Origin of the sequence: Bacillus sp. AFS029533 (genome assembly GCF_002585125.1) — a bacterium.
Classification (GTDB): Bacteria; Bacillota; Bacilli; order Bacillales; family Bacillaceae_G; genus Gottfriedia; species Gottfriedia luciferensis_B.
The window spans coordinates 1-18,710 of the sequence record NZ_NUQC01000038.1 but is presented as its reverse complement, the minus strand read 5'-3'; the positions used below and the strand labels follow the sequence as shown (position 1 = coordinate 18,710).

Sequence of the window (18,710 nt, the reverse complement as noted above, 5' to 3'; positions counted from 1 at the left end):
AGTTTTCAAAGATCATCTTGTTTTTTAACAACTTAATCAGTTTATCATCTTCGACAAAATCTGTCAACAGTTGTTTTTTTCTTTTTTTGTTATCGCCATCAGCGACGTATATAAATATAACATCCCCTCGATAAATGGTCAACAGTTTTTTTAAAACTTTTTATATATATTTTTTAAACGATATAAATGCCAATTACACTTAACGCTACAATACCTGGAACACCTAATACACTTAAGAATGCACAAGTAACAGTATTAATTGGAATATGAAAATTATTTGAAGCTAAAGCATAGTTCAGTATAAAGACAATCATGACACATACAATGCCTCTTAATACGTATTTGCTAATTAGTTTTAAAGCTTTTACTGGTAGACCTACTAATAATAGAAATAAGATTACAAACAATACAACTGAAATCATAATAATACTATTCACCACAAAAAAACTCCCCTCATATAACTTGTACACCTTTTACTAAGATTGTATGAGAAAAGGAACTAATCAATGACAAAAAACATTAATAAAAAAAAGAGCCTATTGCCTAAACAATAAACTCTTTTACCTATTTCATTCTTGTTATTAAAACATTTCTAGCCTTTGCTTCTTTTAATAAGAAGAAATACTTAGCTTGATAAAGCTTAACATGGATTAATAGATCATCTGGTGGATCTACACTTCTTTCCATTAACTCGACCTGACTCAAGTAAATATCTTTATAGTCATGTAGTTTATCAACTAACTTTTCATCAAATTCTTTACGAATCTTTCCTTTTTTTCGAAAAAAACCCATGGTCTCTCTCCATTAATCAGTTTCTAAAGTTCTCTTCTACCTTCCAGAGCTTTCGAGAGTGTAACCTCATCTGCATATTCTAAGTCTCCGCCTACTGGTAGACCATGTGCGATTCGAGTAATTTTTATACCCGTAGATTTTAATAGCCTAGAAATATACATAGCAGTTGCTTCACCCTCTATATTCGGGTTGGTAGCTAAAATAATTTCTTGTACTACATCATCTTTTAATCTGCTCAATAATTCCATAATTTTAATGTCTTCAGGTCCAACTCCCTCCATAGGAGAAATTGCACCATGAAGTACATGATATAACCCTTGGTATTCCCTCATTTTTTCCATAGCAATAACATCTTTCGTATCTTGCACTACACAAATCGTAGATCGGTCTCGATGTTGATCACTACAAATATAACAAGGATCTTGATCAGTTATATGGCCACATTCTGAACAGTAAAGTAGTTTTCTTTTCGCATCTATCATTGATTTTGCAAAGTCTAACACGTCGTCTTGCTTCATATCTAACATAAAAAACGCCAGTCGCACGGCCGTCTTGGGACCAATCCCTGGCAATTTCATAAAACTATCTATTAATTTGGATATCGGCTCAGGGTAATGCATATGTCTTACCCTTTAAAATAATCCTGGAATATTCATTCCTTTAGTAAACTGCCCCATTGTTTTAGCTGTTGCATCTTCAATTTGTTTAATAGCATCATTAGTTGCAGTTAAAACTAAATCTTGTAACATTTCAATATCTTCTGGATCTACTACATCTTCCTTAATCGTAACATCAACAATTTGTTTTAATCCATTAGCTGTTACAGTTACCATTCCACCGCCAGCTGTACCAACAAATGTACGCTCGTTTAATTCATTTTGTGCTTGTTCCATTTGTTTTTGCATTTTTTGCATTTGTTTCATCATATTATTCATATTGCCCATTCCGCCACGCATCATTTTCATTTCCTCCAATATAGTTATTCTTTAATAATTACTAAATCTTCACCAACAAGATTGATTGCCTCTTGCACAATTGGTGAAACTTCTGTTGAAGTCTCTTTTTGTTTTGTTGTATTTAAAAATGAATCCCTAGTCGATCTCCAATCTTCTTCGGGAATTGCTAACATACTCATTTCTGCACCTAATAAACTTGATAATGTTTGATTAATCGTTGTTAAGTGCTCTTGTTCACCATTATTATTGATTAGATCACAGATTGTCTCTGATTTAAAAGCAACAATACACTGTTCGGAAGAAGCTGCCACAACTTCACCATATGAGACTAATGTCGCAGTAGAAACCTTATTTTGTTGCCTTAATTGATCTTGAAGTGATGTCCAAACTGCTAAAACTTTATTTTTTTCTGGTTTAGAAGCAGCTCTTAATACACCTTGTATTAAACTACTTGGTATTTTTGAACGAGATGTAGTCGATTTCGGTTTTGGACTAGTAGAGGAATCATTCGTTCCACTTACTGTAATACCATTTTCCTTTAAAAATTTCACTTCTTTTTCAAGAGCGTTAATTTTATTAATTAATGGTGTCAGCTCGTCCTGTTTTTTACCGATACCGCTCACAGAAGCCTTTTGACAAAGTTGTACAATTGCCACCTCAAGTAAAACTCTTGGATGATTAGTCCATTTCATTTCTTGCTGACTTTTACTTAATGAAGCGATAATCTGATAAACTAACTCGTCATTGTATGCATCGCAAAGCTCTTTAAATTGATCACTAAGTGTTGCTCTCTCAAGTAATTCAATCGTACTTGGCGAATGCCTATATAATAGAATATCTCGATAATAGACTGTTAAATCTTCAATAAACCGAACTGGATCTTTCCCTTGGTTTAATAGTTCTTCAATATTAGTTAAACAAACTGAAACATTACCATCTATTATTGCTGAAACAACGGATATTAAACGTTCTTGAGCAACTGTGCCTGTTACCGCTAAAACATCATCTAATGAAATGGATTCATCACTATATGAGATAGCTTGATCCAGAATGCTTAACGCATCCCTCATTCCACCTTCAGCTGCACGAGATAACATCATCAAAGCTTCTGGTTCAATTGCTGTTTGCTGATGATTCAATACAACTGTCAATCGATCTGAAATCGTTTGAGCACTTATCTTATGAAAGTCAAAACGTTGACATCTTGATAGGATGGTCAAAGGTATTTTATGTGGTTCAGTAGTAGCTAATATAAAGATAACGTGACTTGGAGGCTCTTCTAATGTTTTTAATAATGCATTAAAAGCCCCTATTGATAACATATGGACCTCATCTATTATGTACACTTTAAATTCGCCTACAGAAGGAGCATATTTAACTTTTTCTCGAATATCACGTATTTCATCTACACCATTATTTGATGCAGCATCGATCTCAATTACATCTGAAATTGATCCATCAGTAATTCCTTTACAAATGGCACACTCATTACAAGGTTCATTAGTAGGTGCATGTTCACAATTCAAAGCTTTTGCAAAGATTTTTGCTGTACTCGTTTTACCTGTTCCACGCGGACCTGTAAACAAATATGCATGTGATACTTTTTGCTGAAGAAGGGAGTTTTGTAACGTTCGTACAATGTGATCTTGACCCACGACATCTTTAAATTGCTGCGGTCTCCACAAACGATATAATGCTTGATAAGTCAATTGGTTTCCTCCTTCTTACAAAGTCATCATTATTATACCCTATGTAATGATTTGATGGAAAATATTTTAAAGAAAACAAAAAAACTCACTCAAAATTGAGTGAGTTTTTATAAAGTTACTGCCGTGCACCACTCGTCGATGCACTACCCCAGGCGTTACTTAAACAGTTAGCTCGGCCCAGGCACCCCTACGGCACACGAGATGGCTCACTTATTGCTGCTTCCTTCCGGACCTGACAAGGTTCATGAGTTCTCGTTGCGTAGGACCCAGACGTCAACACCACTTATTTAAGGCAGACCCTGAAATAGATACACCTCGGAGTGGAATTCAGTCTCGCTAGAGCGGATTGCGAGTACAGGGCACCGCTACCTCCCCACCTAGCACGGCAAAGTTAAAACCTAATTTTAAACCGCTGATTGAAGCGGTAGTTAAAGTATATACGAACCGAAATAAAAAATCAATCCTTGTCCTTATGAAGGTAAATTTTTCTTTCTAGATCGCAACTCTCTAAAGAAATTCGTTAATAATTTACCACATTCTTCTTCTAATATACCCGAACTAACTTCACAACGATGATTAAATCGATCTTCTTGCAAAAGATTATAGATGGATCCTCCACAGCCTGCCTTCGGGTCTTTTGCACCAAAAACGACTCTTGGTATTCTTGATTGAATGATAGCGCCCGCACACATTGGACAAGGTTCCAGTGTTACATATAGAGTTGTTTCCTCTAACCGCCAAGAATCAATGACTTTACACGCATCTTCTATTGTACTCATTTCTGCGTGACCTAAAGCTGTTTGTTTTGTTTCACGTAAATTATAACCTCGTGCAATGACTTGGTCGTTGTAAACCAATACAGCTCCAATAGGTACTTCCCCTATTTGCTCTGCTTTTAGTGCTTCCTCTATTGCCAACTTCATATAAAACTCATCTTTATTCAAACTTTACACCTCTTTATTTCTTTAACAAACAAATATTCTTTTTACGAGTAGATAAACTAAACATAGATTGGAGTGAAGCCGATTGAATTCTTCAAATCAAAAAGACAAGCAGTTGCCTGCATTATTAATTGTCGACTTAATCAACTCATTTACATTTAAACATGGAAGTGTTCTTGCGGAAAAATCAATCCATATGGTTCCGAAAATAAATTACATAAGAGACATTTTTAAAAACAAAAAACTTCCTACTATATATGTTAATGATCATTATAAAATCGAAAACCCGACTCAAGAAAAACTTATTAAGCATTGCCTCAATCCTTTAAGCTACGAATTAATAAAGCATATACAACCAAATGAGGAAGATTATTTTATCTTTAAGCCTAACTACTCAGGTTTTTACTTAACAAATTTAGATGAATTACTTAAAAAATTAAATATTACCCATTTGGTTATTGTAGGGGTTGCGGGAAATCGTTGCGTACTTTTTACAGCAAATGATGCATTTATGCGGGATTATAACTTAATTATACCTCAAGATGCAATTTCCTCGGTTACTGATTATGATGAGAAAGTTGCAATTTATATGATGAAGGACATTTTAAATGCTATGGTTATTCAAACTCAAGAAATCGAAGAAATGATCGATCATTTAGTGAGCAACAATTATCAGTAATTGGAAAAATTTTAAAATTGTATTCCGTCTGACTACAGTATGTTAAAATAGTTTCTGTATGTTTTTTGAGTATGATACGGAATTTGACTAGTAAGGAGGACAAGAGATGATACGTGTACCTTTTATAACAGTAGAAGGACCAATCGGTGTCGGAAAAACATCTCTATCCAAAGCGATCTCTGAACACTTTCATTATGAACTATTAAAAGAAATTGTAGATGAAAATCCTTTTTTGGGTAAGTTTTATACGGACATTGAAGAGTGGAGTTTCCAAACAGAAATGTTTTTCCTTTGTAATCGATTTAAACAATTAGAAGATATAGACAGAATGTTTCTTAATAAATCGATTCCAGTGGTTGCAGACTACCACATCCTTAAGAATTTAATTTTTGCTAGCAGAACATTAAAAGACCAGCAGCATGATAAATATTTAAAAATATATCAAATATTAACTGAGGATATGCCAAAGCCAAATGTGGTTATTTACTTAACGGCAAGCCTTGAGACGCTACAAAAGCGTATTCAACTTCGTGGTAGAGAATTCGAACAATTGATCGAGGACCAGTACCTACTTCAGTTAATTGAAGATTACGAGACACACATGAAAGAATTTCAAGCTAAATACCCTGAAATTCCAGTACTAAAATTTGACGGTGATCAAATTGACTTCGTTAATAACCCGAGAGATTTAGCGATGATACTAGAGTCGTTAGAAAACACCTTACAAAAGGAGCTAAGAAGTATATGAATTTACGTGAAAAATACGGAATACGAAACGATGCAGTTATTACAATTGCTGGGACAGTAGGTGTAGGGAAATCTACTATGACCAATGCGCTTGCAGATGCGCTAAACTTTCGTACATCATTTGAAAAAGTAGATACAAACCCATACCTAGATAAATTTTATCAAGATTTTGCTCGTTGGAGCTTCCATTTACAAATATACTTCTTAGCAGAGCGATTCAAAGAACAAAAAAGAATGTTTGAATACGGCGGTGGATTTATACAAGACCGTTCAATTTATGAGGATACTGGCATCTTTGCGAAAATGCATTACGAAAAAGGAACGATGAGTGAAGTAGACTACGAAACATATACTAGCCTTTTTGATGCTATGGTTATGTCACCTTATTTCCCAGCTCCTGATTTATTAATTTACTTAGAGGGAACATTCGATGAAGTCGTTGAGCGAATTAAAGAGCGTGGACGTCCAATGGAGCAACAAACTCCTATTGAATATTGGAAAGAAATGAATACACGTTACGAAAACTGGATTAATAACTTTAATGCTTGTCCTGTACTTCGTTTAAGTATTAGCGAGTATGATTTAATTAAAAATGAATCTTCTGTAGAAGAAATCGTTAAGAAGATTGGAAACGTACTAAATCATTCACAAAAATATATGAAATCTAGATCATAAAAAGTAAGACATTCATCTTATTTAGTAAATATATATATAAAAGCTGCAAACTGTATCAGTTAAAGTTTGCAGCTTTTTCTTTGTCGTTTTACTGTATAATGTCAAAAAAACAAATAAAAAACTCGTTACAATAATGTAACGAGTCTACAATATATATGCACTCTATTAATTTAAAAAATGGAGGAGTAAGAGGGATTCGAACCCCCGCGGGCTGTTACACCCCTGTCGGTTTTCAAGACCGATCCCTTCAGCCAGACTTGGGTATTACTCCGTATTGACAAGATTTATAATACCATATGAAAAATACATGGTCAAGCATTCTTCTAAAAAATATTACAATTTTTTTCCGGTAATAAAACTAACTTTTTACAACAGGTATTATTGTCATCTTACTAATAAAATATACGGCTTTTTTATAAGCAGAAAAAATATACAGAAAATTCATTTGTATTTATAATGGTACTACTATTTAAAAACATTAGAAATTTTTAAGGAGAGAGAAATGTTTGAACTTATACCGCTGATGTTGGAACGAGTGGGTATTCTCGTTATACTCGCCTTTTTACTTTCAAGGATGAAGTCATTTAGACAAATCATTCAAAATGAACACTCCTTTGGAGCAAAAATGATCCTAATTGTTATATTTGGCGCCTTTGGTGTAATTAGTAATTATACTGGTGTTCATATTTATCATGAGTCAATTATGTCTCAGTCATGGCACTTTAATGTAGCAAGTAATAATGCAATTGCAAATACAAGAATTATGGGAGTAGCCATTGGTGGTCTAATTGGTGGCCCGATTGTTGGCTTAGGAGTCGGATTAATAGCAGGCTTACACCGTCTAACATTAGGTGGATTTACTGCATATGCATGTGCTATTTCTACAATCGTAGCGGGAGTAGTTACAGGACTGCTTAGACAAAAATTTGGGATACAGAAAAACAAATCCCTTTGGAGTGTAGTATCAATTGGAATAATTATGGAATGTGTTCAAATGGGGATTATTCTTTTAATCGCAAAACCATTTTGGTCAGCTCTTCATCTTGTTGAAGTAATTGCTCTTCCAATGATTCTAATAAATGGATTTGGTACACTTATATTTATATTAATCATCCAAAATATTTTACAGGAAGAAGAAAAAACGCGCGCGCTTCAAACAAACAAAGCCCTCTATATTGCAGAGCAAACTTTACCATTTTTTAGACAGGGACTAACCCCACATTCTTGTAATGAAGCGGCAAGAATTATTTTTAAATTAACCAAGGCAGATGCAATTTCGATTACTGATCACAATAGCGTACTTGCTCACGTGGGTGCAGGTTCAGATCACCATGAACCAATGAATAGTTTAGCAACAAAACTAACTAAGAAGGCATTAAAAGAGGGAAATATTATTATTGCTACTTCAAAAGATGAAATTCAATGCTTTCATATGGATTGCCCTTTAAGTGCGGCCATCGTATTGCCGCTAAAGGCTTTAAATAAAACAGTTGGATCTTTAAAGCTATATTACACGGATTCCAACAAACTAGATAAAGTTGAGAAAGAACTAGCAGACGGATTATCTAAACTTTTTTCTACCCAATTGGAATTAGCAGAGGCTGAACTACAGCGAAAATTAGTGAAAGATGCTGAAATAAAAGCATTACAAGCACAAATGCATCCCCACTTCCTGTTCAACTCTTTAAATACAATTTCTAGTTTAATTAGAACAGATGCTGATCAAGCTAGAAGGTTATTAATTCATTTAAGTACTTTTTTCCGAAATAACTTACAAGGGGCAAGACAGACCTTAGTCACTTTAGAAAAGGAATTAGAACATGTAGAAGCATATTTAACCATTGAACAAACTAGGTTTCCTTCTAAATTCCATGTTGAGTTCCAAATAGAACCTCATTTAAAAATGGTTCAAATCCCCCCTTTTACACTTCAACCACTTATAGAGAATTCGATTCGACATGCATTTTCAAAGGAAAAAATTTTAAAGGTAACTGTGCAAGCATATGAGTTCAATAATGATATGATTCTCATCACCGAAGATAATGGCAAGGGGATTTCACCAGAGTTACTAAATACAATTGGGAACGAAACAATACAGTCGAAAGAGGGAACTGGAACAGCGTTATGGAATATAAAAAAACGAATTGAAGAAATTTACGGGGAAAAAGAATATTTTCAAATAAAATCAGATCTGAACACTGGAACGAAAGTATCGATAAGAATCCCATTAATGAAAGAAGTAATGGAGGGATAATTAATGTTAAAAGCACTAATTGTAGATGATGAACCATTAGCAAGGGACGAACTTGCTTATTTACTAAAAAGAAGCAAGGAAGTCGAAATAGTCGGTGAAGCGGACTCAATTAGAAGTACATTGGATTTCATTCAACTAGAAGACGTCGACGTTGTATTTTTAGATATCCAGTTAGCTGACGAAAGTGGATTAGAATTAGCACAAAAACTGCAGGATCTCAGCCATCAACCTGCAATCGTCTTTGCAACAGCTTATGATGAGTATGCTTTAAATGCATTCGATTTACATGCGATTGATTATATTTTAAAACCATTTGATGAAATAAGAATTCAAAAGACTATTGAAAAATTAGCAAAGCTAAGTATGAAATCTATTAAGACTGAGCTAAAAAAGAATCCCCCTCTTTTAAAACAAGATAGATTGGCTATTTCAGTTGATGAAAGAATTCTTTTAATAACGTTCGAAGAGATCATCTACATTTTTACACAAGAAGGTAAAACAAGTGTCGTTACTGATAAGATGACTTATCGAATAAATGAGCCTTTAATCAACTTAGAGCGAAAGCTACAAAATACATCATTTACCCGTGTCCATCGGAGCTATATTGTCAATTTAGATAAAATCATTGAAATTCAGCCTTGGTTTAATTCCACATATAATTTAATTATGAATGATGGTGAAAAAGTACCTGTTAGTCGGACGTACACAAAGGAACTTAAACAACTTTTTAATTTATAAAGCTTGTATTTCAATAATCCATTCATGCTTCTCAACCTATTTTTATTGCGTCTTACATTGAAAATTCAAAAATTTAATTTTCATAAAGTAAAATGAGTGTAAATAAAAAGAAACAAGGGAGGCTTATTAAATAAAATGAATGCGGTTACAATAGTTATTGCTTCTATGTGTATTTTGATGATTGCATATCGTCTATACGGAACATTTATGGCTGTGAAGGTACTTAAATTAAATGATTCTATTCCTACTCCAGCACATGAGTTAAATGATGGTAAGGATTATGTTCCTACTAACAAATGGGTTTCTTTTGGTCATCACTTTGCTGCAATCGCAGCAGCTGGCCCACTAGTAGGTCCAATTTTGGCCGCTCAATTTGGATATCTTCCAGGTCTGCTATGGCTATTAATTGGTGCTGTAATCGGTGGAGCGGTACATGATGCAGTCGTTTTATATGCTTCAATGAGAAAGAAAGGTAAGTCACTATCAGAAGTAGCAAAAGAAGAGCTTGGACCAATTGCAGGCTTCTGTACGGGACTAGCTATGCTTTTCATTATTACAATTACAATGGCCGGACTTTCAATGGTTGTTCTACATGCGCTTGAAAATAATCCATGGGGTACATTTGCAGTTGGAATCACAATACCAATTGCTATGGGTGTAGGGCTACTATATAAAAAAACTGGCAATTTAAAGTTAGCTTCAACGATTGGATTTATATTACTAATGGTTGGCGTCTTTATGGGACCGACAATACAAGAAACTGCTTTAGGTGATTTTTTAACATTTGATACGAGAACTTTGGCAATCATACTACCTATCTATGCGTTTTTTGCTGCTGCTTTGCCAGTATGGCTTTTACTGGCACCTCGCGACTATTTAAGTAGTTTTATGAAAATCGGTGTATTTATTGCACTCATTATTGGGGTATTTATTATTAATCCCTCCATACAATTTCCGACTGTAACTAAATTTGTTAACGGCGGGGGACCTATTTTAGCCGGTCCAGTTTGGCCATTTATTTCGATTACAATAGCATGTGGAGCAATTTCAGGTTTTCATGCATTTGTAGGCTCTGGTACAACACCAAAAATGCTTGATCGATGGAGCGATATAAAGGTTGTAGGATTTGGTGCTATGCTAGTTGAATGTTTAGTAGGTATTATGGCTTTAATCGCTGCTACTGCACTTCAGCCAGCAGACTACTTTGCAATTAACTCTACTCCAGAAGTTTTTAAAACGTTAGGAATGAATGTTGTCCACTTACCGGAACTTAGTAAAGAAATTGGATTAAGTCTAGAAGGACGTACTGGTGGAGCTGTAACATTGGCGGTAGGTATGACGTACATATTTACATCTATTCCTTGGTTTAGTCACTTAGCATCCTATTTCTTCCAGTTTGTTGTTATGTTCGAAGCCGTATTTATTTTAACAGCAATTGACGCTGGAACTCGAGTAGCTCGATATTTAATTCAAGATTTCTTTGGGGAATATTATAAGCCATTAAAGAAAACAGATTGGGTACCAGGATCAATTTTTGCTAGTGCACTAGCATGCTTTATGTGGGGATATCTCTTATTTTCAGGGGATATTGGATCGATCTGGGCATTATTTGGAGTATCTAACCAACTAATGGCTTCTATTGGATTAATTATAGGGGCAACAGTGCTATTAAAGATAGCTGATAAACGTTGGTATATGCTTACCTGTTTAATTCCACTTGCCTACCTTTTTATCACTGTAAACTATGCAGGATACTGGATGATCAAAAATGTTTATCTAAACCATAATGCAGCAGGGTATAGTATGTTAAATGGCGTCTTATCTATCATTATGTTAGTCTTAGGAGTCGTAATTTTAATAGCAGCAATTAAAAAATGGATGGAATTGTGGAACACACCTAATTATAAACTTAATGTTAAAACAATCTAAATAAAAAGCAGATGTATCTGAGAACCTCTCAAATACATTCTGCTTTTTTATTTATTTAATTACTTCTTTTCCACCCATATATGGACGAAGAACTTCAGGAATAATAACTGAGCCATCTGCTTGTTGGTAGTTTTCCAAAATTGCAGAAACCGTACGTCCTATTGCAAGACCAGAGCCGTTTAATGTATGAACAAATTCCGGTTTTCCTTTTGGATCACGTCTGAAGCGTATATTCGCTCTTCTTGCTTGGAACGCCTCAAAGTTACTACAAGAAGAAATTTCTTTGTATGCATCATAGCTTGGTAACCAAACTTCAATGTCATACGTTTTTGCAGAAGAAAATCCAATATCTCCAGCACATAATGTAATGACACGGTATGGTAATCCTAATAATTGAAGAACTTTTTCAGCTTGAGCTGTTAATTTTTCTAATTCAATATAAGAATCTTCAGGTTTTACAAAGCGCACTAGTTCAACTTTATTAAATTGATGCTGACGAATTAGTCCTCGTGTATCACGACCAGCAGAACCTGCCTCAGAACGGAAACACGCGCTATATGCAGTATATGCAATCGGTAATTGAGCAGCATCAAGAATTTCGTCACGGTGATAGTTTGTTACAGGTACTTCTGCAGTAGGTACTAAGAAAAAGTCTTCTTTCTCGATACGGAATGCGTCTTCTTCAAATTTTGGTAGTTGTCCTGTACCAATCATGCTAGCACGATTTACAAGGTTTGGAGGTAGTACTTCAGTGTACCCATGCTCCTCTGTATGAAGATCTAACATAAAGCTGATTAAAGCACGTTCAAGTCTAGCTCCTAAGCCTTTATAGAAAGTAAAACGGCTACCAGTAACCTTTGCTCCACGTTCGAAGTCTAAAATGTCTAAATCAACACCTAAGTCCCAATGTGCCTTTGGTTCAAAATCAAATGTACGAACTTCACCTATTCTACGTATTTCAACATTATCGTCTTCTGTTAATCCAACTGGTACTGAATCACTAACTAAGTTTGGAATCGTAAATAAAATAGCATCTAGTTGCTCTTCTAAAGTTCTAATCTCTTCATCTAGAGCTTTAATTTTATCTCCAACTTCTCTCATCTCAACAATTAGTGCTTCAGCATCTTTTTTCTCACGCTTTAATACACTGATTTCTTGGCTAACTTCATTACGTCGGCTTTTTAATCCTTCAACCTGAACAAGTAGTTCTCTACGGTTTAAATCTAAGTCTTCAAATTTTTCGATATAGCTTATGTCGCCACCACGTAACTGAAGTTTCGCTTTAACATCTTCAAAATTACTGCGTAATAATTTAATATCTAACATTTTTAAATCCTCCTATTCTTTTATTGTCTAAAGGATAAAAAAGAATACAAAAAAGCCCTCATCCCATAAAAGGGACGAGAGCTACCCGCGTTGCCACCCTAATTGAAGAATTAATAAGTAATTCTTCCACCTTAGTATAGTTAACGGACTATAGTACCGGGGTTACTTACTAGCCTTACAGCATTCCGTAACCCGCTCAAGAATGGATTCACAAGTCTTCATTATCGGTTTTCACCAACCACCGACTCTCTATAAATTTAGAACTTGCTACTATTTTCTTTCATCGCTTTAGACAATTTAAATTATATAATAATTTACTATAAGCTTTTACTTTTTTCAATAGTTACATACTTAAATTTGCACTTTTTTCCTTAACCATCTCTACAAAGTAATTCATAAAACGGTAATCATTCGTTAATTCGGGATGGAAAGATGCTGCTAACATGTGATTTTGTCTAACTGCTACAATATTACCATCATGTTCTGCAATAACCTCTGCATCACCTGATACGGAACGTATAAATGGTGCTCTGATAAATACAGCTGGGTAGTCTTCACAAACACCTTTAATTGGGATGTTTATTTCAAAACTATCCACTTGTCTACCATAGGCATTACGTTCAGCTACCATATCCATAACCCCTAGATGCACCGTGTCATCATTTGCAATCTCTTTTGAAAGTAAGATCATACCTGCACATGTACCGAATGCTGGTAAACCATTTTCGATTTTCTCTTTTAAAGGTTCTAATAACCCGACATGATCAAGCAACTTACGCATTGCCGTGCTCTCTCCACCAGGTAATACGATACCATCAAGTCCATCTAAATGTTCTACACGTTTTACGATAACAGCTTCAGCACCACATGCTTTAATTGCATTTATATGTTCTTGAACTGCACCTTGTAATGCTAATACACCTATTTTCATAAATTCACCAACTTAAATGCTACGATCTTGCATACGATCTGCTGCAGCAAGTTGTCTCATGTCGATACCTTTCATAGCAGGACCTAAGTTTTTAGAAAGGTTAGCGATTAATTCATAATCTTGATAGTGAGTAGTAGCTTGTACAATCGCACGAGCAAATTTCTCAGGGTTTTCTGATTTAAAGATACCAGATCCTACGAATACACCATCAGCGCCTAATTCCATCATTAGAGCTGCATCAGCAGGAGTTGCTACTCCACCAGCTGCAAAGTTAACAACTGGTAAACGACCAAGTTCTTTAATTTGAAGTAATAATTCGAATGGAGCGCCAAGGTTTTTAGCTTCAACCATTAATTCATCACGAGATAAACCAACTACTTTACGGATTTCACCATTGATTTGGCGTAAGTGACGTACTGCTTCTACAATGTTTCCAGTACCAGGCTCACCTTTTGTACGTAGCATAGATGCGCCTTCACCAATACGACGAAGTGCTTCACCTAAGTTACGGCAACCACAAACGAATGGAACAGTGTAATCTGATTTATTAATATGGAAGATATCATCTGCTGGAGATAATACTTCACTCTCATCGATGTAATCTACTCCCATTGCTTCTAAAACACGCGCTTCAACGATATGTCCAATACGAGCTTTAGCCATTACAGGAATACTAACAGCGTTAAGAATTTCCTCAGTAATACTTGTATCAGCCATACGAGCTACTCCACCAGCTGCACGAATATCAGATGGTACCTTTTCTAATGCCATTACTGCTACTGCACCAGCAGCTTCCGCTATTTTAGCTTGCTCAGCATTTACTACGTCCATAATAACGCCGCCTTTTTGCATTTCTGCCATGCCGCGTTTTACACGTTCTGTTCCTGTTAAATTCATTGTTATGCCCCTCCATTATTAAAGCTTACTTGGTAACATTTTAGTATTTCTTATCCCCTAGTTAAAGTTACCTTACTTTTATTTTACTGAAAAAATGACAACTTAACAATTACTGATATACTTATATAGAAATTTATTTAAATAAACCACCAATTCCGCCTACGATGCTATCCCATAAATTCCCGAAAAATGATCCAATTCCTCTGAATGATAGAACTAACCAATTTGCTTTATCAACACTTTTATCGACTACTAAATCGTACGATTGATTATTAGTATTGATAAATCCTAAATCTTCATTCTTTGAAGATTTAACCACAATTTGTCCAACCTTTGTTCCTTTTTTAATTGGAGCTTTAATATTGCCATTCTTATCGATTGACTTACCTGACAATTGGACAGTTGCTTTATAATTTTTAGCTTCACCGCGTTTTATAGCTAAAGTAACGTCGTCTTTCGCTACTACTTTTACTTCTTTATCTTTACCTTTAACTACTTTAACTGTTTTATTACCTTTTACAGTTTGACCTTTTGATACCAATGTAACTTTTTCGAAGTTACTGAAACCGTAATCCATTAATTTAGCCGTTTCACTAAATCTTGAGTTATAAGAATTTGCCCCCATTACAACTGTAATATAACGTTGACCATCTCTTTTAGCAGTTCCAGTAAAACAGAATCCAGCTGAATCTGTTGAACCTGTTTTTAATCCATCCATACCTGGGTACTGAAATACTAACCCTGGTAACATCCAGTTCCAGTTATCCATTTTTACAGGATACTTTCCACCTTCTTGGAATGTTTTCTTTGGAATTGAAGAAGTTTGAAGTACTTCAGGATATGTTTTAATTAGATTATAGGCTAATTTTGCAACACCGTTTGCTGACATAATATTTTCATCAGTAAGGGAAGTTCCCTCTGGTTGCATCCCTTGTAAGTCTTTATTTACTAAACCAGTAGCATTAACAAATTTAACGTCTCCTAGGCCTAGTTTCTTTGCTTTATCGTTCATTAATTGGACGAAGTTTTTCTCTGACCCACCAATTTTTTCTGCTAGTGCAATTGTCGCACCATTTGCTGAATAAATAGCAGCTGCTTCATAAAGTTCTTTTACTGTGTATTGACCACCTAATTCAAGTGGTACGTTAGATAATCCAGTGTTTTGAGAGATTTTATGAGCATAATCAGAAACAGTTACTTTATCATCCCATGATATTTTGCCATTTTTTACTGCTTCATTAACTAGATACTCTGTCATCATTTTAGACATACTTGCAATCGGTAATGGAGCTTTTGAATTTTTTTCATATAATATTTTCCCTGAATTTGCATCAACCAAAATCGCAGCTTTAGCTTTAATATCTAAAACGTCCTCTGCAGCAGCTGGTCGTAAATTCATTGGGATAATTATCGTAATCGCTAATGCTATTACGATCAATTTTGTTAGTATTTTCTTTCCAATCACTGTCTTACCTCCAACCATTAATTTCACTTGTTCATTTTAACACAATTATTTCCCAAAAAATAGGCAACTACAATTTCTTGTAATTGCCCTAGGTAGATTGCTTAAATTATTATAGTGAGTAATTTGGTGCTTCTTTTGTAATATGAACATCGTGTGGATGACTTTCACGTAATCCAGCACCAGACATACGAATAAACTGTGCGTTATCTCTTAGTTCATTTAATGTAGCAGTACCACAGTAACCCATACCAGCTCTAATTCCACCGATTAATTGGTGAACTGTATCAGCTAATGGGCCTTTATATGGAACACGTCCTTCAATACCTTCAGGAACTAGTTTTTTATTACCTTCTTGGAAATAACGATCTTTACTTCCTCTTTCCATTGCTCCAACAGAACCCATACCACGATAAACTTTAAATTGTCTACCTTGGAAGATTTCTGTTTCGCCAGGACTTTCTTGTACACCAGCAAACATGCTTCCTAACATAACTACATGCCCACCAGCTGCAAGAGCTTTAACGATATCTCCAGAGTACTTAATACCACCATCGGCAATAATAGGAACTCCGTATTCTCTAGCAACAGAAGCACAGTCATAAACTGCAGTTAGTTGAGGAACACCTACACCAGCAACAACTCGAGTAGTACAGATCGAACCTGGTCCAATACCAACTTTTACGATATCTGCTCCAGCTTCAATAAGTTCTTTAGTTGCTTCACCTGTTGCAACGTTACCAGCGATTATTGCTAGTTCTGGGAATCTACTTCTAATTTCTTTTACTTTTTCAATAACGCCTTTAGAGTGACCATGTGCTGTATCAATTACAATTACATCGACGTTAGCTTTCACTAAAAACTCTACTCTTTGAAGTGCATCTTTTGTTACTCCTACAGCTGCACCTACAAGTAATCGTCCTTGTTGATCTTTCGCTGAGTTTGGAAACTCAATTACTTTTTCAATATCCTTAATTGTAATTAGGCCCTTTAAAGTACCGTCTTCATTAACTAGGGGTAGCTTTTCAATTTTATGTTTTTGAAGAATTTTTTCTGCTTCTGCAAGTGTAGTTCCAACAGGAGCTGTTACTAGATCTTCTTTTGTCATAACATCTGAAATAACAATTGAATAATCTTGAATAAAACGTAAATCACGATTTGTTAAAATACCTACTAATTTTCTATTCTCTGTATCGTTTACGATCGGAACACCTGAAATACGATATTTACCCATTAAATATTCAGCGTCTGCAACTTTATGAGATGGTGTTAAGAAGAATGGATCATCAATTACACCACTTTCAGAACGCTTTACTTTGTCTACCTGTTCAGCTTGCTCTTCAATTGACATATTTTTGTGGATGATACCTAATCCACCTTGTCTAGCCATTGCAATAGCCATATCTGCTTCTGTAACTGTATCCATTCCTGCGCTGATTAATGGAATATTTAATTGAATTTTCTCAGTTAATCTCACACTTACATCAACTTGATTTGGAAGTACTTCAGATTTCGCTGGAACTAGTAAAACATCATCAAAAGTAAGTCCTTCTTTTACGAATTTTGATTCCCACATAAAAAAGCCCCCCTATACACGTATAAATATTATTAGTAGATTAACAATAGGATAAAACACTGTCAAGGAAGTCAAATTATGTTTAAATATTCAGTTAATAAGGAGTTCCCCTCTTATGTTATACTCGTATAGTAATGTATGGGATGAGCTATGTTATTTTAGCTCTGCGCAATATTCAAAAAACTATCTTCAAACAAAATATGAACGTACTAATTCCAAGGAACAAAAAACAAAGGCTTTTCGTAATGCTTATCCATTTTTATATTATATTGAGCATGGAAAAAGTTATTTTCATGCAGCTCAAAATTCTCAAATTAATGTAAAACCTACATTACTGTTTTATGGGCTAGTACAATTATTAAAGGCTTGCATACTTACCGTAGATCCTGATTACCCGAGTACCACTGCAATTCTGGCTCATGGTGTTACCTCAAGAAAAATAAAAAAAGTAGGATATTCTTTTATTGATGACGAAGTTAAAATCCAAAAAAATGGATTATTTACTCATGCTTCTAAAGTATTATTTAATCTTAATAATTTAGAAAACGAAAAATTTACAATGCTTCAGCTTTTACAATCAATACCAGAATTAAATAAAATCCTTAAAATTACCAAAAAAGGAAATTTATTTTTCCCAACTACTGTTGATCATGATGTAATTACTTTACCTGAACAAATTTTGTCATCCTATCATTTTACTTCAGAACGTTTTATTTCATTTCTTCAATCAAAGCAAGCTTCAATAGATATTGTAATTGTTGAACAGAATCAAAAGCAAATTAAAATTAAGTCAAATTTTCCTGATAAAATTTTAAATAAAGCGCCATTTTATTTTAATATATTAAATCAAAGTTATTTTATAAAATCACAAAAGGAAGCGCTTTTATTATTACCTGAAATTCTTTACCACTATCTACTTTTATATAACTTGAGTATGATTTGTCGCTATGAAACTGACTGGTGGTGTGAACTTTTACAGACTTATTCTACTGATGATTATCCTTTGATAAACCAATTTTTAACAACAACGGAACAAAAAATTCCTTATTTAATTCATCGTTTTTTAACTACATAATAAACAAAAAAACATCAGCCTAA

Annotated in this window: 18 protein-coding genes, 1 tRNA gene, 1 other RNA gene and 1 other annotated feature; of the genes, 7 read left to right on the top strand and 13 right to left on the bottom strand. The window is 34.6% G+C overall.

Annotation, left to right across the window (positions count from 1 at the left end):
• Positions 1-173 precede the first annotated feature (173 nt).
• The 7 genes from COE53_RS19025 to tadA form a co-directional block, all read right to left on the bottom strand.
• Complete coding sequence (locus COE53_RS19025; protein ID WP_084006905.1) at positions 174-440, bottom strand: pro-sigmaK processing inhibitor BofA family protein; 267 nt, start codon at positions 438-440, stop codon at positions 174-176.
• Between the two features lie 124 nt (positions 441-564).
• Positions 565-792, bottom strand: a complete 228-nt coding sequence (locus tag COE53_RS19020; protein WP_069034010.1) for a YaaL family protein — start codon at positions 790-792, stop codon at positions 565-567.
• A 23-nt stretch (positions 793-815) separates the two neighbouring features.
• Positions 816-1,412 carry a recombination mediator RecR gene (gene recR, locus COE53_RS19015; protein WP_056471203.1) on the bottom strand — a complete coding sequence of 199 codons (597 nt, stop codon included), beginning with the start codon at positions 1,410-1,412 and terminating at the stop codon, positions 816-818.
• Positions 1,413-1,424: 12 nt separating this feature from the next.
• Positions 1,425-1,751, bottom strand: coding sequence for a YbaB/EbfC family nucleoid-associated protein (locus COE53_RS19010; protein WP_175403497.1), 327 nt, complete (start codon positions 1,749-1,751; stop codon positions 1,425-1,427).
• Positions 1,752-1,771: 20 nt separating this feature from the next.
• Complete coding sequence (gene dnaX / locus COE53_RS19005) at positions 1,772-3,457, bottom strand: DNA polymerase III subunit gamma/tau (protein ID WP_069034009.1); 1,686 nt, start codon at positions 3,455-3,457, stop codon at positions 1,772-1,774.
• Between the two features lie 121 nt (positions 3,458-3,578).
• Positions 3,579-3,843, bottom strand: an RNA gene (gene ffs, locus COE53_RS19000) — signal recognition particle sRNA large type.
• Positions 3,844-3,927: 84 nt separating this feature from the next.
• Positions 3,928-4,401 (bottom strand): tRNA adenosine(34) deaminase TadA, encoded by a 474-nt coding sequence (gene tadA, locus COE53_RS18995; RefSeq protein ID WP_084006904.1) that lies wholly within the window; start codon positions 4,399-4,401, stop codon positions 3,928-3,930.
• Positions 4,402-4,483: 82 nt separating this feature from the next.
• Between tadA and COE53_RS18990 the strand changes: the two genes are divergently transcribed.
• The 3 genes from COE53_RS18990 (at position 4,484) to COE53_RS18980 (ending at position 6,499) form a co-directional block, all read left to right on the top strand.
• Entirely contained in the window at positions 4,484-5,077 is a 594-nt protein-coding gene (locus COE53_RS18990) for a cysteine hydrolase family protein (protein ID WP_069034008.1), read from the top strand.
• 106 nt (positions 5,078-5,183) lie between these two features.
• Entirely contained in the window at positions 5,184-5,825 is a 642-nt protein-coding gene (locus tag COE53_RS18985) for a deoxynucleoside kinase (RefSeq protein ID WP_069034007.1), read from the top strand.
• The gene (locus COE53_RS18980; RefSeq protein WP_091024972.1) at positions 5,822-6,499 is read left to right on the top strand and encodes a deoxynucleoside kinase; all 678 of its coding nucleotides are present in this window, start codon (positions 5,822-5,824) and stop codon (positions 6,497-6,499) included. Before COE53_RS18985 ends, COE53_RS18980 begins: the two co-directional genes overlap by 4 nt.
• Positions 6,500-6,677: 178 nt before the next feature.
• Here COE53_RS18980 and COE53_RS18975 read toward each other — a convergent pair.
• A tRNA-Ser gene (locus tag COE53_RS18975) sits at positions 6,678-6,770 on the bottom strand.
• Positions 6,771-7,001: 231 nt separating this feature from the next.
• Here COE53_RS18975 and COE53_RS18970 point away from each other — a divergent pair.
• The 3 genes from COE53_RS18970 (at position 7,002) to cstA (ending at position 11,420) form a co-directional block, all read left to right on the top strand.
• Positions 7,002-8,753, top strand: coding sequence for a sensor histidine kinase (locus COE53_RS18970; RefSeq protein WP_091024974.1), 1,752 nt, complete (start codon positions 7,002-7,004; stop codon positions 8,751-8,753).
• 3 nt (positions 8,754-8,756) lie between these two features.
• Positions 8,757-9,491 (top strand): LytR/AlgR family response regulator transcription factor, encoded by a 735-nt coding sequence (locus COE53_RS18965; protein WP_069034004.1) that lies wholly within the window; start codon positions 8,757-8,759, stop codon positions 9,489-9,491.
• A 135-nt stretch (positions 9,492-9,626) separates the two neighbouring features.
• A complete protein-coding gene (cstA, locus tag COE53_RS18960) occupies positions 9,627-11,420 on the top strand; it encodes a carbon starvation protein CstA (protein WP_091024976.1) in 1,794 nt (597 codons plus the stop codon).
• 51 nt (positions 11,421-11,471) lie between these two features.
• Here the strand turns inward: cstA and serS are convergent, their stop codons facing one another.
• From serS to guaB, 5 genes are all read right to left on the bottom strand, one after another.
• On the bottom strand, positions 11,472-12,746 hold the full coding sequence (gene serS / locus COE53_RS18955) for a serine--tRNA ligase (protein WP_069034003.1): 1,275 nt from the start codon (positions 12,744-12,746) through the stop codon (positions 11,472-11,474).
• Between the two features lie 67 nt (positions 12,747-12,813).
• Positions 12,814-13,039: a binding site (T-box leader), on the bottom strand.
• A gap of 50 nt (positions 13,040-13,089) precedes the next feature.
• On the bottom strand, positions 13,090-13,677 hold the full coding sequence (gene pdxT, locus COE53_RS18950; RefSeq protein ID WP_069034002.1) for a pyridoxal 5'-phosphate synthase glutaminase subunit PdxT: 588 nt from the start codon (positions 13,675-13,677) through the stop codon (positions 13,090-13,092).
• Between the two features lie 12 nt (positions 13,678-13,689).
• Complete coding sequence (gene pdxS / locus COE53_RS18945) at positions 13,690-14,574, bottom strand: pyridoxal 5'-phosphate synthase lyase subunit PdxS (RefSeq protein ID WP_056471238.1); 885 nt, start codon at positions 14,572-14,574, stop codon at positions 13,690-13,692.
• Positions 14,575-14,707: 133 nt separating this feature from the next.
• Positions 14,708-16,057 (bottom strand): serine hydrolase, encoded by a 1,350-nt coding sequence (locus COE53_RS18940; RefSeq protein ID WP_069034001.1) that lies wholly within the window; start codon positions 16,055-16,057, stop codon positions 14,708-14,710.
• Between the two features lie 91 nt (positions 16,058-16,148).
• On the bottom strand, positions 16,149-17,612 hold the full coding sequence (gene guaB, locus COE53_RS18935; RefSeq protein ID WP_069034000.1) for an IMP dehydrogenase: 1,464 nt from the start codon (positions 17,610-17,612) through the stop codon (positions 16,149-16,151).
• Between the two features lie 115 nt (positions 17,613-17,727).
• On the opposite strand from guaB, the gene COE53_RS18930 reads away from it, so the two are divergent.
• Positions 17,728-18,687 (top strand): YaaC family protein, encoded by a 960-nt coding sequence (locus tag COE53_RS18930; protein ID WP_069033999.1) that lies wholly within the window; start codon positions 17,728-17,730, stop codon positions 18,685-18,687.
• Positions 18,688-18,710: the final 23 nt, after the last annotated feature.

What these genes read in the sequence shown, in the direction of transcription:
- cstA (WP_091024976.1), top strand. Translation starts at nt 9,627, where the DNA reads ATGAATGCGGTTACAATAGTTATTGCTTCTATGTGTATTTTGATGATT.
- COE53_RS18930 (WP_069033999.1), top strand. Translation starts at nt 17,728, where the DNA reads ATGTTATACTCGTATAGTAATGTATGGGATGAGCTATGTTATTTTAGC.
- serS (WP_069034003.1), bottom strand. Translation starts at nt 12,746, where the DNA reads ATGTTAGATATTAAATTATTACGCAGTAATTTTGAAGATGTTAAAGCG.
- COE53_RS18985 (WP_069034007.1), top strand. Translation starts at nt 5,184, where the DNA reads ATGATACGTGTACCTTTTATAACAGTAGAAGGACCAATCGGTGTCGGA.
- guaB (WP_069034000.1), bottom strand. Translation starts at nt 17,612, where the DNA reads ATGTGGGAATCAAAATTCGTAAAAGAAGGACTTACTTTTGATGATGTT.
- recR (WP_056471203.1), bottom strand. Translation starts at nt 1,412, where the DNA reads ATGCATTACCCTGAGCCGATATCCAAATTAATAGATAGTTTTATGAAA.
- COE53_RS19020 (WP_069034010.1), bottom strand. Translation starts at nt 792, where the DNA reads ATGGGTTTTTTTCGAAAAAAAGGAAAGATTCGTAAAGAATTTGATGAA.
- COE53_RS18940 (WP_069034001.1), bottom strand. Translation starts at nt 16,057, where the DNA reads ATGGTTGGAGGTAAGACAGTGATTGGAAAGAAAATACTAACAAAATTG.
- COE53_RS18980 (WP_091024972.1), top strand. Translation starts at nt 5,822, where the DNA reads ATGAATTTACGTGAAAAATACGGAATACGAAACGATGCAGTTATTACA.
- COE53_RS18970 (WP_091024974.1), top strand. Translation starts at nt 7,002, where the DNA reads ATGTTTGAACTTATACCGCTGATGTTGGAACGAGTGGGTATTCTCGTT.
- COE53_RS18965 (WP_069034004.1), top strand. Translation starts at nt 8,757, where the DNA reads ATGTTAAAAGCACTAATTGTAGATGATGAACCATTAGCAAGGGACGAA.
- pdxT (WP_069034002.1), bottom strand. Translation starts at nt 13,677, where the DNA reads ATGAAAATAGGTGTATTAGCATTACAAGGTGCAGTTCAAGAACATATA.
- COE53_RS19010 (WP_175403497.1), bottom strand. Translation starts at nt 1,751, where the DNA reads ATGATGCGTGGCGGAATGGGCAATATGAATAATATGATGAAACAAATG.
- pdxS (WP_056471238.1), bottom strand. Translation starts at nt 14,574, where the DNA reads ATGAATTTAACAGGAACAGAACGTGTAAAACGCGGCATGGCAGAAATG.